Source organism: Planococcus sp. TJ-301, from assembly GCF_058268475.1.
Genome location: NZ_JBZDOH010000001.1, coordinates 213,187 through 225,843, shown reverse-complemented (window position 1 = coordinate 225,843; position 12,657 = coordinate 213,187). Strand labels below are relative to the sequence as shown.

General features: G+C 50.2%; 17 protein-coding genes and 1 other annotated feature. Of the genes, 1 reads left to right on the top strand and 16 read right to left on the bottom strand.

Going from position 1 to position 12,657, the window contains the following annotated elements:
- Positions 1–5 precede the first annotated feature (5 nt).
- Complete coding sequence (gene ruvB / locus AC4EHJ_RS01170; protein WP_490973773.1) at positions 6–1,010, bottom strand: Holliday junction branch migration DNA helicase RuvB; 1,005 nt, start codon at positions 1,008–1,010, stop codon at positions 6–8.
- A gap of 19 nt (positions 1,011–1,029) precedes the next feature.
- Complete coding sequence (ruvA, locus tag AC4EHJ_RS01165) at positions 1,030–1,626, bottom strand: Holliday junction branch migration protein RuvA (RefSeq protein ID WP_490973772.1); 597 nt, start codon at positions 1,624–1,626, stop codon at positions 1,030–1,032.
- Between the two features lie 127 nt (positions 1,627–1,753).
- On the opposite strand from ruvA, the gene AC4EHJ_RS01160 reads away from it, so the two are divergent.
- Complete coding sequence (locus AC4EHJ_RS01160; protein ID WP_490973771.1) at positions 1,754–2,287, top strand: transcription repressor NadR; 534 nt, start codon at positions 1,754–1,756, stop codon at positions 2,285–2,287.
- 225 nt (positions 2,288–2,512) lie between these two features.
- Here the strand turns inward: AC4EHJ_RS01160 and pheA are convergent, their stop codons facing one another.
- From pheA to AC4EHJ_RS01090, 14 genes are all read right to left on the bottom strand, one after another.
- Entirely contained in the window at positions 2,513–3,382 is an 870-nt protein-coding gene (gene pheA / locus AC4EHJ_RS01155; protein WP_490973770.1) for a prephenate dehydratase, read from the bottom strand.
- A 15-nt stretch (positions 3,383–3,397) separates the two neighbouring features.
- Complete coding sequence (locus tag AC4EHJ_RS01150) at positions 3,398–3,850, bottom strand: ACT domain-containing protein (protein ID WP_490973769.1); 453 nt, start codon at positions 3,848–3,850, stop codon at positions 3,398–3,400.
- Between the two features lie 27 nt (positions 3,851–3,877).
- Positions 3,878–5,167, bottom strand: a complete 1,290-nt coding sequence (obgE, locus tag AC4EHJ_RS01145; protein WP_490973768.1) for a GTPase ObgE — start codon at positions 5,165–5,167, stop codon at positions 3,878–3,880.
- Between the two features lies 1 nt (position 5,168).
- Positions 5,169–5,684 carry a Spo0B domain-containing protein gene (locus AC4EHJ_RS01140; RefSeq protein ID WP_490973767.1) on the bottom strand — a complete coding sequence of 172 codons (516 nt, stop codon included), beginning with the start codon at positions 5,682–5,684 and terminating at the stop codon, positions 5,169–5,171.
- Between the two features lie 127 nt (positions 5,685–5,811).
- A complete protein-coding gene (gene rpmA, locus AC4EHJ_RS01135; RefSeq protein WP_135500681.1) occupies positions 5,812–6,102 on the bottom strand; it encodes a 50S ribosomal protein L27 in 291 nt (96 codons plus the stop codon).
- 13 nt (positions 6,103–6,115) lie between these two features.
- Positions 6,116–6,445, bottom strand: a complete 330-nt coding sequence (locus tag AC4EHJ_RS01130) for a ribosomal-processing cysteine protease Prp (protein WP_490973766.1) — start codon at positions 6,443–6,445, stop codon at positions 6,116–6,118.
- 3 nt (positions 6,446–6,448) lie between these two features.
- A complete protein-coding gene (gene rplU / locus AC4EHJ_RS01125; RefSeq protein WP_135500679.1) occupies positions 6,449–6,757 on the bottom strand; it encodes a 50S ribosomal protein L21 in 309 nt (102 codons plus the stop codon).
- A gap of 15 nt (positions 6,758–6,772) precedes the next feature.
- Positions 6,773–6,855 (bottom strand) — a sequence feature (ribosomal protein L21 leader region).
- Positions 6,856–7,146: 291 nt separating this feature from the next.
- Positions 7,147–7,947: a septum site-determining protein MinD gene (gene minD / locus AC4EHJ_RS01120; RefSeq protein ID WP_490973765.1), complete on the bottom strand. Its 801-nt coding sequence runs from the start codon at positions 7,945–7,947 to the stop codon at positions 7,147–7,149.
- Between the two features lies 1 nt (position 7,948).
- Entirely contained in the window at positions 7,949–8,614 is a 666-nt protein-coding gene (gene minC, locus AC4EHJ_RS01115) for a septum site-determining protein MinC (protein ID WP_490973764.1), read from the bottom strand.
- Between the two features lie 22 nt (positions 8,615–8,636).
- Positions 8,637–9,167, bottom strand: coding sequence for a rod shape-determining protein MreD (gene mreD / locus AC4EHJ_RS01110; protein ID WP_490973763.1), 531 nt, complete (start codon positions 9,165–9,167; stop codon positions 8,637–8,639).
- Positions 9,164–10,051 carry a rod shape-determining protein MreC gene (mreC, locus tag AC4EHJ_RS01105; RefSeq protein ID WP_490973762.1) on the bottom strand — a complete coding sequence of 296 codons (888 nt, stop codon included), beginning with the start codon at positions 10,049–10,051 and terminating at the stop codon, positions 9,164–9,166. The genes mreD and mreC overlap by 4 nt, the downstream gene beginning before the upstream one ends.
- Positions 10,052–10,066: 15 nt before the next feature.
- Positions 10,067–11,095, bottom strand: a complete 1,029-nt coding sequence (locus AC4EHJ_RS01100; protein WP_490973761.1) for a rod shape-determining protein — start codon at positions 11,093–11,095, stop codon at positions 10,067–10,069.
- Positions 11,096–11,184: 89 nt separating this feature from the next.
- Complete coding sequence (gene radC, locus AC4EHJ_RS01095; protein WP_490973760.1) at positions 11,185–11,877, bottom strand: RadC family protein; 693 nt, start codon at positions 11,875–11,877, stop codon at positions 11,185–11,187.
- On the bottom strand, positions 11,871–12,479 hold the full coding sequence (locus AC4EHJ_RS01090; RefSeq protein WP_490973759.1) for a Maf family protein: 609 nt from the start codon (positions 12,477–12,479) through the stop codon (positions 11,871–11,873). The genes radC and AC4EHJ_RS01090 overlap by 7 nt, the downstream gene beginning before the upstream one ends.
- Between the last annotated feature and the right edge of the window lie 178 nt (positions 12,480–12,657).

The window sequence follows — 12,657 nt, the reverse complement described above, 5'->3', positions numbered from 1 at the left end:
TTCCTTTATTTAGATTCTGGCATTTCCATCTGAAAATGCTCATAAGCCATTGCGGTCACAACGCGCCCTCTCGGCGTGCGCTGGATAAAGCCGATTTGCAGCAAATACGGTTCGTAGACGTCTTCAATCGTCGTAGACTCTTCGCCGATGCTTGCCGCAATCGTATCAAGGCCAACCGGGCCACCACGGAAACGGGTAATCATGCCGACCAGCAATTTATGATCGATGTGGTCGAGGCCGAGTGGATCGACTTGCAGCATTTCAAGAGCCTGGCTCGCCATGTCTTCTGTGATCGTACCGTTGCCGCGCACTTGCGCAAAATCACGCACGCGCTTCAGCAGCCGGTTGGCGATGCGCGGCGTCCCACGGGAACGCCTGGCGATTTCCACCGCAGCGTTCGGCGCAATATCCGCTTCAAAGAGCTTTGAGCTGCGCTCTACGATATCCGTCAGCGATTCCGTGTCGTAATAATCCAAGCGCGCATGCACGCCGAATCGGTCGCGCAGTGGTGCTGACAATGCGCCGGCGCGCGTCGTCGCGCCAATCAGCGTGAACGGCGGCAAGTCGAGCCGCACAGATCGCGCAGTCGGCCCTTTGCCGACGACGATGTCGAGGCAGAAATCTTCCATGGCCGGATACAGCACTTCTTCGATCGAGCGGTTCAAGCGATGGATTTCATCGATGAATAGCACGTCGCCCGGTTCCAATGACGACACAATTGCCGCCAAGTCGCCGGGACGTTCGATTGCCGGACCGCTGGTCATTTTCACGCCGACTTCCATTTCATTGGCGATGACTGCAGCGAGCGTTGTCTTCCCGAGTCCAGGAGGCCCGTACAACAAGACGTGGTCCAAGCTTTCCTGGCGCATTTTCGCCGCTTCGATGAAAATCTCGAGGTTGTGCTTGACCTTATGCTGGCCGATATACTGCGACAGGAATTTCGGGCGCAGCGACTGTTCAAAGCGTTCGTCAAATTCCGATATTTCGCTGCCGATTACACGTTCTTCCATGCCGTTCGCCTCCTTTTCATCAAGATTGTTTCAGCAATAATTGCAGAGCTTTCTTCATATAACCTTCGGTGTTCAAATCCAGGTCTTTCAGCTGCGGCTTCACTTTCGTGATTTCACGCTCTGAATAGCCGAGTGCGCCAAGTGCCAGCATCGCTTCTTCCAGTTCGATATCGCCTTCAGCCAACAAGCCTGGCGCTTCGTTCGTCAAGAATGGCGCATCGAAAAACTCTGCCAGCTTACCTTTCAAATCGAGAATCATCTGGCGCGCAGTCTTTTTGCCGACACCTGGGAATTTCACCAGATACGACTCATCTTCCCGTTCGATCGCTTCGATGACGTGCTGCGGTTCGCCGCTTGCCAATATCGCAAGCGCCCCCTTCGGCCCGATGCCGGACACCGAAATGAGCTTGCGGAACAATTCGCGCTGCTCCAGCGTCGTAAAGCCGAATAGCAAATGCGCATCTTCCCTCACGTGATGATACAGGAAAACCTGCAATTCCTCTGTGCTGAATGAGTACGGGTTCGGCGCAAAAATCTGCCAGCCGATGCCTTGTTGTTCCACTACCAGATATTCGGGAGTCACACGTGTGACTATCCCTTTTATGTAATCGTACATAGATGTCCGCTCCTCCATTTTAACCTATTGATTATAGCATATTTGTTCGCCTTTTACGAAATAAACCCGTTAGGAAATTGTCCGTGGTAAAATGAATTTATCCTATCCGGAAAGCTGAGGTTGCATTATGAAAAAACTTTACGGAGAACAGCGCCGCCAGATTTTATTGGAAAAACTGAAAACCGCCGAAGCACCGTTGACCGGCGGTGAGCTTGCCGCTTTCGCCAACGTATCACGGCAGGTCATCGTCAGCGACATGACGCTCCTAAAAGCGCGCAGCGAGCCGATCATTGCAACGAGCTCCGGCTATCTCTTCCTCGCCGCCAGCGGCTCCAAAGAAGCGAGCAGGCAGATTGCATGCCGCCACCAGCCTGGCGACACGGAAGATGAACTGAAGATTCTCGTGCGCGCCGGCGCCACTGTGAAAGACGTCTCTGTCGAGCATCCCGTCTACGGCGAACTGACAGCCGGCATCCACGTCTCCGATGAAGCAGCCGTTGAAGCGTTCATGAAGCGCGTGCGCGATACCGGCGCGAGCTATCTGCTGGAATTGACCGACGGCACACATCTCCACACCATCACCGGGGCAAATGAAAGCATTTTAGACGCAGCAGTAGCTGCCATGCGCGAGCACGGCTTCTTGCTGGAAGATAATGAATAGAACGCAGAATCCTCTTGAGGGTTCTGTGTTTTTTATTGGAAGTGTTGTGTTACTTGCAGAATACGGCAGAATACTCGCAGCAAACCGAATTTACTTGCAGAATAACTAGTTTGTTTGCAGAATATCGGATTTATTTGCAGAATCCTGCACTTTCTTTGCGGAATAACGAACTTGTTTGCAGCATCAATAAAAAACCCCGCAGCCAATACGGCTGTGGGGTTTAACTCAGGAATTCTTATACATATAATACGAGCCGAGCGTTTTGACTTCGCAGCCGATCGCCGCAAGTTCTTCGAGCGCGCCGCGCATCATTGTCGCATTTTCGTCTTCCAGCACGTCGACGATAAAGAAATAATCGCCAAGGCCGGTTTTCAAGGGACGCGACTCAATTTTGCTTAAATTGAGCTGGCGCCACGCGAAGACGGAAAGGATTTGATGGAGCACGCCGGAACGGTCGTCTTTCGGCGGCGAGATCATCAACGTCGTTTTAATCTCGTTTTCATGCCCCGCGATTTCCAATTTATGATTCGTTTTCGACAGCACGAAAAAGCGCGTGTGGTTGAAATGAAAATCATGGATATCGCGGTGCAGGATTGTCAAGCCGTATTTATGAGCCGCGAATTCATTGCCAATCGCTGCAATCGGGCGCTCTGGAAGCTCCGACACCATTTTGGCCGCCGCTGAAGTCGAGCTGTATTGCTCGAGCGGCGTGTTCCGGTAGGTATAAAACAGGAATTTATGGCTTTGGGCGAGCGCCTGCGGGTGCGAGTAAATCGCTTCGAACGATTCGGCTTCAGCGTTTTCCGGATGCACCAGAAAATGCTGGCCGATCGGCGAAAGGACTTCTGCTGCCACATACAATTTCGCTTCATGGAATAAATAATCGACCGTCAACGACACAGAACCTTCAAGCGCATTTTCGAGCGGCACGACCGCGTAGTCGACGCGGCCTTCCGCTACTGCTTCAATGCATTCAGGAATAGTGGCAAACGGCACCAGCGTGCTTTCCGGGAACACCCGGACAGCCGCCAGATGGGTGAATGAGGCTTCTGGCCCCAAATACGAAATGCGGTCCTTCAAGTTTTCTCCAGCCATTCAACCACTCCTAAGTTAAGATGATCCGCTTGATACGACATCAGCCGACTCGACAAAATCGAGTTTTTTCAGCTGCTGCAAAAACGCATCCAATTCCAGGTCCATCGCCGTCACATCGAGCGACAGCGTAACGTTCGCACGCCCTTGGATCGGGATGGTCTGGTGGATGGTCAAAATATTGCAGCCGGCTTCAGCAACCGACTGCAGCAAGGTGGCAAGCGTTCCAGAGCGGTCTTCGAGCTGTAAAAACACCGTCAGGATCCGTTCTTTCACAATCGAATGGAATGGAAATACCGCATCCCGATATTTGTAAAACGCACTGCGTGAAAGCCCGGCGTGATTGACAGCGTCCAAAATCGACATGCGGTCGCGCTGCAGCAGACGCTTTACTTCAAGCGTCTTTTGCATCGCTTCGGTCAACACGTCTTCACGCACCAAATAATACCGTTGTTCGGATACATCCTTCATTCAATAAACCTCCCAGAAATCTCTCAATCAGTCCATGAATTCAAATTCGAATTCAAGCAGGCGGACCGTGTCGCCGTTTTCAGCGCCGCGTTCACGCAAAGCATCATCAATGCCCATTCCTCGCATTTGGCGGGAGAAACGGCGAATTGAATCTTCACGCGAGAAATCGGTCATCTTGAACATACGCTCGATAGCGTAGCCGGACAAGACGAATGCACCGTCAGATTCGCGTGTGATATTGAAGCCGTCTGATTCCTTCTCGTGCTTGTAGAGAACCGTGCTTTCAGATTCGTCCACTTCTTCGTCGATCAACGGGAATTCAGGAGTCACTTCGATAAGATCCGCAATCGCGAACAGAAGATTCGACAAGCCTTGTCGGCTTAATGCGGAAACCGGGAAAATTTGTGCATCTTCCGGCATTTTTTCGCGGAATTTCTTCAAGTTCTCTTCAGAATCCGGCATATCCATTTTGTTCGCCACGATCAATTCTGGGCGTTCCGTCAAACGCATATTGTATTGTTTCAGTTCTTCTGTAATCGTCAGATAATCATCATACGGGTCGCGGCCTTCAAGAGCGGACATATCGATGACATGGATGATAACGCGCGTGCGCTCGATGTGGCGCAGGAATTGATGGCCGAGGCCGACTCCTTGGTGCGCGCCTTCGATCAATCCTGGCAAATCGGCCATAACGAAACTGCGGTGGTCTTCTGTTTCAACCATTCCGAGGTTTGGCACGATTGTTGTGAAATGATATTCAGCGATTTTCGGCTTCGCAGCAGAAACGACTGACAATAACGTCGATTTCCCGACACTCGGGAATCCGACAAGTCCGGCATCCGCCAACACTTTCAATTCCAGAACGACGTTGCGTTCAAAGCCCGGTTCGCCTTTTTCCGATAATTCCGGAGCTGGGTTCTGCGGCGTGGCGAAACGCGAGTTGCCGCGCCCGCCGCGCCCACCGCGTGTGATGATTGCTGTTTGGCCTTGTTCAACCAAATCGGCAATCGTTTCACCCGTATCGGCGTCTTTTACGACTGTGCCCGGCGGAACTTGGATAATCGTATCCTGTGCTTTCGCGCCATGCTGGTTTTTGCTCATTCCGTGCGTACCGCGGTCCGCTTTGAAAATCCGTTTGTAGCGGAAATCCATGAGCGTGCGCAAGCCTTCATCTACCATGAATACGATGTTTCCGCCTTTACCGCCATCGCCGCCCGCTGGACCGCCATTTGGTACATATTTTTCGCGGCGGAACGCTACCATACCGTCCCCGCCGTCGCCACCTCTAACATAAACTTTTACGTGATCGACAAACATATTATCCCTCCATCTGTGAGCGGACGGCCACTTCTAAGCCGTCGCTGCCACACTTTATTACTGCTGTGTCTAGCGAACTTTCCGGTAACTGCAGCCCCTGCCAGTCCCCGTTCAATGAAATCTTCATCGCAAGCGACTCGTTTTCATTCCATATACTTATTGTACAAACATATTCAACGAACGGATCCATTTGAGGCCGGACCGTTTCGGCGAATTTTTCCAGCATTCCGGCAAACGCCCCGTCCAGCTTCGCAATGCCGGCTTCCGCCGTGCATTCGGTTTGGATCGCCAATTCCGGATAGCGCCATTTTGACAATAGCAGCCATTCTTCCGTTATCGGCATAGCCAATCCCGCGAGCCGGCTCATGTGCACAGCCGCTTCGGCATGAGAGCGAATCATCGCTTTGGCCTTTTCCGGTTGCCCGAGGTCCAGATACATGCCGATCAATTGCAACTCATTCAGAAAATCATGCCGCGCATGCCGAAGCGATTGTACCACTGATTTTGACACGTCCATAAGTCACTTCCTATTTCAGCTTCTTTTATCAGTATACCAATTTCGCAGCGCAATTTCCCGGATTTTAGCTGGCTGCTGCATCTATTCAAAATAAAAAGGACTGCCAAAGCAGCCCTTTTCGTTTTTATTAAGCTTCTTGTGCAACTGGGTATACGCTCACTTTTTTCTTGTCGCGTCCGTAACGTTCGAAACGTACGATTCCGTCAATTTTTGAAAATAGTGTGTCGTCTCCGCCGCGTCCAACGTTTTCACCTGGATAAATTTTAGTACCGCGTTGACGGTATAAAATTGAACCACCAGTAACTAGTTGTCCGTCTGCACGTTTAGCGCCAAGGCGTTTTGATTCTGAGTCACGTCCGTTTCTCGTTGAACCTACACCTTTTTTGGATGCGAAAAACTGAAGATCTAATCTTAACATTCTGTCCCACCTCCTAAGCTGTGAAGGTTATTTTAATATATTGCCCATAATCGTGTTCAATCGTTTTTAAAGAAACAATCATTCCGCGCACCAGCAGTTGTACCTGCTCGTCCGTTTTTTCATCCAGTCCTGCCGGAAACACGACTTTCAATAAGCCGCTGCTTCCCTGCTCGATGTCAGGTTCGATTCCCGTAAGCTCCATTATGGCATTCACCGCTCCAAATGAGACAGCAGATGCGCCAGCGCAGACGAGGTCTTGCCCGTGTTCGGCATAGTCGGCATGCCCGGACATTTCAAATGACGAAATCCGGTTTGATGTTTCAGTTACGTTTACTCGTATCATGTCTTACAGGTTGATCGCGTCGACAGTCAATTTCGTGTATGGCTGACGGTGACCTTGTTTTTTACGGTAGTTCTTTTTAGCTTTGTATTTGAAGACTGTGATCTTTTTGCCTTTTCCGCTTTTCACGACTTTAGCAGTAACAGTAGCTCCTTCAACAAAAGGAACACCGAATTTAGATTCATCTCCACCTACAAATAGAACTTTGTCAAATGTGATAACGTCACCAGCTTCTCCAGTCAATTTCTCAACATAGATTTCTTGGCCCGCTTCAACTTTGATCTGTTTTCCACCAGTTTCAATAATTGCGTACATATTCTTGCACCTCCTCTTAGAATTAGGACTCGCCTATTCAGGTGATCCGCATTGCTGCCGATGCTTAAGCTACCTGATTCGAGCGGTTGTAGCACAGGTGCGCTACAAACATAACATTAGAATAATACCACGCCAGACAACCCGCGTCAATAGTTATTCGCAAGTGAGTGGCTGCGGAATAAAACTTAGTGTGGCTTTGTAATTTTTGCAGTTTCTCTTATGTTCATTTTCCGGGTTACTGATTTACTTGCGGCATACGGTGCGTTGCTTGCAGAATAAAAAATTCGTTTGCGCAATCCAGTGGTTTATTTGCAGCACGTCTCAGACGCTGCGTCCCTCGAACTCAAAAATAAAGCCCCCGCATCGCTGCGGAGGTTTTTGGTCCATTCTTATTTCGTAAAGATCGCTTTGATTTTCGAGAAGACGCCTTGGCTCTTCTTGTCCATCGTCATCAACGGCACCGATTCGCCGAGGATGCGGCGGGCGATGTTGCGGTAGCCGAGCGCTGCTGGGTTCGCCGGGTTCATGACCACAGGCTCTCCACGGTTCGAGCTCGTGATGACGCTCTCGTCGTCTGCAACGATGCCGAGAAGATCGATCGACAAATGCGTTGTGATTTCATTGACGTCAAGCGCTTCACCGGCATTCATCAAATGCTGGCGGATGCGGTTGATGATCAATTTCGGCGGTTCGATGTTTTCTTCCATTTCAAGCAAACCGATGATGCGGTCGGCGTCGCGCACCGCTGAAATTTCAGGGGTCGTCACGACAATCGCCTTGTCCGCACCGGCAACGGCGTTTTTATAGCCTTGCTCGATGCCTGCCGGGCAGTCGATGATGACAAAATCATAATCTTTCTTGAGTTCCGTCACCAATTCGCGCATCTGTTCCGGGTTGACATCGTTTTTGTCAGCTGTTTGGGCAGCCGGCAATAAATACAGCATATCTTCAAAACGCTTGTCTTTAACAAGCGCCTGATGCACTTTGCAGCGTCCTTCCAAAACATCGATCAAATCGTAAATGATGCGATTTTCGAGGCCCAGGATGACGTCGAGATTGCGAAGGCCGATATCCGTATCGATCAAGCATACTTTCTTACCCTGAAGGGCCAATGCAGTGCCGAGATTGGCGGTTGTCGTCGTTTTACCGACGCCTCCCTTACCTGATGTAATAACGATAGCTTCTCCCACACTAGCTTCCTCCTTTAAACGTTGAAATTTCCGGCCGTAAGAATCTGAGTTCCTGCAAGCGGTCGATAATGATGCTGCCGTTTTTATGCAAATAAGCGCATTCCATTTCCGGCTGTTCCGATAAGACCGTCAATTCGTCAGTCATGATTTCCAACTCATCATCAATCTGAAGATGCGTCGCTTCCAGCCATGAGGCTGCGATTACAGCTTCCCGGTTGCCGTTCGTTCCAGCATGGGCAATCCCTTTCAGGCGCCCTAACACATATATATTGCCTCCAGCGGCAACGCGGCCGTTCGGATTGACATCGCCGACAACCACTAAGTCTCCGTCAGCTTTCACCACTTGCCCCGAACGCACAATGCCGACATAGGTCTCGGATTGGCGTTCTTGGATGCGGCGATTGCTTTCTTCTACTGTAATGACGTCGCTTCTTACCCGCGAAACGCGCAAATGCTCGTTCTTTTGGATAAGCGCGATGATTTCCTTGATCTGAGCTTCCGTGCAATAACGGTTGCCCAGCTGGAGTTGAACTTCAGCACTGCCGTCAAGCGCAGGATCCGACACCTTCGCCTGCAGTTCCGCCAGCAGATCGGCGTAAGAACACTGGTCATCGAGCTGCAGCACAAGCCCTTGTTTCGTCCCCTTGATATTGACAAGATTCTTCAAAAATGTGTCACCTGCGCTTCCTTTAGTATGCACTTGGATTCTTTTCCCGTTCGATGAGGCGGCCGACGATAACCGACTTGAACGCCCAGCCAAGAACGAACAAGAACAGCGAGTTCGCTATCATGGTCGGCCATAGGCGGGTCGCCAAAAATGTACCGAACGGAACGTCGGTCAGCGAAATCAACGTGAAAAACTGGTACAGCACGAACTCGAAAAGAGCTGTGAGCACCAACGTCAAAAGCGTCGCTACGAATAAATTCCGTTGCACCGTCTTTACCGTGTATCCTGCAACCACACAAATGGCCGGATACAAAAAAGAATATAATCCAATAATATCAATGAAAAAGACATCGTACAAGAGGCCGAAAAATAATCCATAATACATCGCGTGTTTTGTATCAAAATAAACCGATACGAAGATCAGGAACATGATCAAAAAACGCGGAACAATATAATAATATTCGCCGCTCAGCTTGAGCGGCGAAAAAAGGCCGAAGACCGGCTCCATGAAAAACAGCACCAAGCCGATCCCCAGAATCAGGTATCTCATCATGGGGCATCTTCCTCCACCGTCTCGCCGTTATCCGCGCCGTCCACTTCCGGCATAACCCGGTCGGCGATGACGACGTGATTCAGGAGCGAAAACTCAGCCGCCGGTTTAACGTATGCCAATTTCGTCAAGCCGAACTCGTCTATCGCCACTTCGGTGATTTCGCCGATGATGATGCCTTTCGGGAAAATGCCGCCGAGGCCGCTTGAGATGACTTGCTGGCCTTCTTTGATGTCGATATCTGCATCAATGCGTTTCAGTAAAAGTTCACGGCGTTCGCTGTCATAGCCTTCGATTAAGCCGAACACATCTTTCTTGCCGCCGATGACCATCGCTGAGACCCGGTAATTCGGGTCTTGTGTCGAGATCAATTCGACTGTCGAAGTGAACGGTGTCGTCAGCGTCACTTTGCCGATCAGCCCCTGGGCCGTCATGACCGCCATGTTTTCGAGCACGCCGCTTGACGAGCCTTTATTGATAATGACTTTTTCTTCCCATTGGTCCGGGTTCCGCGCAATGACGGTCGCTTGGATCGGGTTGTAACCCCGCATATCCGCTTTTTTGCCGACCAACGCTTTCAGTTCGGTATTTTCCGAGCGCAAGTTCGTCACTTCCGATTGCACTCCGGCAAATTCTTCGAGACGTGATTTCAAATACTTATTTTCCTGATATGTATTCAAAAGAGAGTCCACATTATCAAAAATTCCTGTAACAAAATGGGCGGGTCCGGAAAAGACCATTTGCCCGGCCCCGACGCCATCCTTGATGAGCTGTTCCGGCAGCGACACGTTGTCACGGTCGCGCAAAGAAAACGAAATAAGCCCAACAAGCAGAATAACGCCGAGCAGCAGCAAAATCAGCCGCTTGTTTGAAAAAAAGTGGAACATTTGGGGCAATCCTCCTTATTTATGCGATTGCTGGCGTCGAATCTGGTTGATGTTGTCCAGTGCTTTGCCGGTGCCGATAGCGACACAGTCAAGCGGGTTATCTGCGATGAAGACGGGCATATCCGTTTGGTCAGCGATTACTTTGTCGAGGTTCTTCAACAATGCTCCGCCGCCAGTCAAGACGATTCCGCGTTCCATAACATCCGCTGATAATTCAGGCGGCGTTTTTTCCAGTGTGCGGCGCACGCCTTCGATAATCGATGCAACCGATTCTTTCAACGCTTCAGCAATTTCTTCCGCGGTAATTTCAATAGTTTTCGGCAAGCCAGTTAAAAGGTCGCGGCCACGAATATCCATTTTAGCATTTTTCTCCGCTTCTGTTACTGTGCGCGCAGAACCGACTTCCATCTTGATCGCTTCAGCCGTCCGTTCACCGATTGTCAGGTTATAGGTTTTGCGGATGAATTGCGTGATTGCAATGTCCATCGCATCGCCTGCGACGCGGACAGATTCGCTTGTGACGATGCCGCCAAGTGAAATAACAGCCACTTCAGTTGTTCCGCCACCAATATCGACGACAAGGCTTCCTGTAGGTTCCCATACTGGAAGGTTTGCGCCGATGGCAGCTGCGAATGGTTCTTCGATTGTGAACGCTTCACGTGCACCTGCTTGGCGAGCAGCATCAATGATGGCGCGCCTTTCAACAGACGTAATGCCAGAAGGCACACAAATCATGACGTTCGGTTTCGACCAAGAAGTGCCCGACGCTTTCATCGCACCCTTCAAGTAATACTGTATCATTGCCGTCGTCGTATCGAAATCCGCAATTACTCCGTCTTTCATCGGACGAATCGCGACGATAGACCCAGGAGTACGCCCTATCATATTACGTGCATCATTTCCAACAGCTACTATTTCATCTGTACTGGTATTTTTTGCCACTACGGACGGTTCCCGCAGCACAATCCCTTTATTTTTAATGAATACCAAAGTATTCGCAGTTCCTAAATCAATTCCAACGTCTTTCGTTCCAATTCCAAACAAGTCAAATCTTCCCTTCTTTATATGCAAAATTGCCATAGAGTAAACACAATACTACTCATTATAGACGATAAAGAAAAAAAGTAACAGTCCTACATGAACCCCTTTTCGTTTAAAGAAATGAATTGATGGTCCCCTATTATGATATGGTCTAAAAGTTCTATGCCAATGATGCTTCCTGCTTCCAACAGCCGTTTCGTGACAGCGATATCCTCCGGTGACGGAGCCGGGTTGCCAGACGGGTGGTTGTGGGCGCAGACGATCGATGCCGAAGAACGCCGCACCGCTTCACGGAAAATTTCGCGCGGGTGGACGATGCTGGCATTAAGGCTGCCGACAAAGATCGTCTGTTTATGCATAACCTGGTTTTTGATGTTGAGGAACAGGACCACGAAATGCTCCTGTTTGAGCGAAGTCATGTCCGCCATCAAATAATTGGCGGCATCTTTTGGGGAACGGATGGTGTATTTCGTGTCTGTCTGCTTAGAGGAAAGGCGCCGGCCCAGTTCGACCGATGCCAGGATCTGCACCGCTTTCGCCTGACCGATGCCTTTGATGGCTGTGATTTCTTCAATCGTCGCGTCTTTTAAATGATGGATTTGTTCAAAGGAAAGCAAAACCCGATTTGCGAGATGCAAAACGGATTCCTGCTTTGTGCCGGTGCGCAGCAAAATCGCAATCAGTTCCTGATTCGATAAGCTCATCGCACCTTGGGAGATGAGCCGCTCGCGCGGACGGTCGGCTGAATGGACTTCGCGCATCATCAGCGCCCCTTCCGTCAGCATTCGACGCGGCTCCCCTGCACTTCGATATAACCGGACAAGACAAGCTTCTGCGCAAGTGATGCAATCGGTAAACCGACGACCGCATTGTAATCGCCTTCGATCGCTTTGACAAACAACCCGGATGCCGTCTGGATACCATATGCCCCTGCTTTGTCATACGGGTCCGGCGTGGCAATGTAAGCTTCGATCCATTCCTGCGGCAGATCGTGGAACGTCACACGCACGATTTCGTGGAACGATTGCACGCTGCCCCCTTTGATGATCGACACGGCGGTGATGACGTCATGCGTTTTGCCTGAAAGGCGGCCAAGAAATTCTCTCGCCTGCGCTTCGCTTTCCGGCTTCAACAAAATGTCGCTGTCTAACACGACGACCGTATCCGAGCCGATGACGACCGCTTCCGGATGCCCTTTCGCAACATCTTTCGCTTTCGCCAACGCGCATTCAATGACATAGCCCATCGCAGTGTGGAAGCTTTCCGGCTTAAGTTCTTCTTTCAAGCTCGGCTCTACAGTGAAAGTGATGCCCAGCCCTTCTAGCAGTTCACGGCGGCGTGGTGACGCGGATGCCAGGATGATCGGTTGTTTGGCTTTGAATTTCATGGATGGATTCCTCCCTTTTTTAGCATCATACCGAATTTTAGCGCCGTTGAAAATTGTAGCAAAAAAGGAAATATGATTTTTGCTTGGAATTGCTGCTTCCAAAAATGAGATTTGGCACAGGATTTATGTGAGAATCGAGCCGCTGCGGGGTTTGAATAAATATTTTGTTTTTTCGTTG

Excerpts from the sequence above, each read along its gene's own strand:
- ruvB (WP_490973773.1), bottom strand. The coding sequence starts at position 1,010 with ATGGAAGAACGTGTAATCGGCAGCGAAATATCGGAATTTGACGAACGC.
- ruvA (WP_490973772.1), bottom strand. The coding sequence starts at position 1,626 with ATGTACGATTACATAAAAGGGATAGTCACACGTGTGACTCCCGAATAT.
- AC4EHJ_RS01160 (WP_490973771.1), top strand. The coding sequence starts at position 1,754 with ATGAAAAAACTTTACGGAGAACAGCGCCGCCAGATTTTATTGGAAAAA.
- pheA (WP_490973770.1), bottom strand. The coding sequence starts at position 3,382 with ATGGCTGGAGAAAACTTGAAGGACCGCATTTCGTATTTGGGGCCAGAA.
- AC4EHJ_RS01150 (WP_490973769.1), bottom strand. The coding sequence starts at position 3,850 with ATGAAGGATGTATCCGAACAACGGTATTATTTGGTGCGTGAAGACGTG.
- obgE (WP_490973768.1), bottom strand. The coding sequence starts at position 5,167 with ATGTTTGTCGATCACGTAAAAGTTTATGTTAGAGGTGGCGACGGCGGG.
- AC4EHJ_RS01140 (WP_490973767.1), bottom strand. The coding sequence starts at position 5,684 with ATGGACGTGTCAAAATCAGTGGTACAATCGCTTCGGCATGCGCGGCAT.
- rpmA (WP_135500681.1), bottom strand. The coding sequence starts at position 6,102 with ATGTTAAGATTAGATCTTCAGTTTTTCGCATCCAAAAAAGGTGTAGGT.
- AC4EHJ_RS01130 (WP_490973766.1), bottom strand. The coding sequence starts at position 6,445 with ATGATACGAGTAAACGTAACTGAAACATCAAACCGGATTTCGTCATTT.
- rplU (WP_135500679.1), bottom strand. The coding sequence starts at position 6,757 with ATGTACGCAATTATTGAAACTGGTGGAAAACAGATCAAAGTTGAAGCG.
- mreD (WP_490973763.1), bottom strand. The coding sequence starts at position 9,167 with ATGATGAGATACCTGATTCTGGGGATCGGCTTGGTGCTGTTTTTCATG.
- mreC (WP_490973762.1), bottom strand. The coding sequence starts at position 10,051 with ATGTTCCACTTTTTTTCAAACAAGCGGCTGATTTTGCTGCTGCTCGGC.
- radC (WP_490973760.1), bottom strand. The coding sequence starts at position 11,877 with ATGCTGACGGAAGGGGCGCTGATGATGCGCGAAGTCCATTCAGCCGAC.
- AC4EHJ_RS01090 (WP_490973759.1), bottom strand. The coding sequence starts at position 12,479 with ATGAAATTCAAAGCCAAACAACCGATCATCCTGGCATCCGCGTCACCA.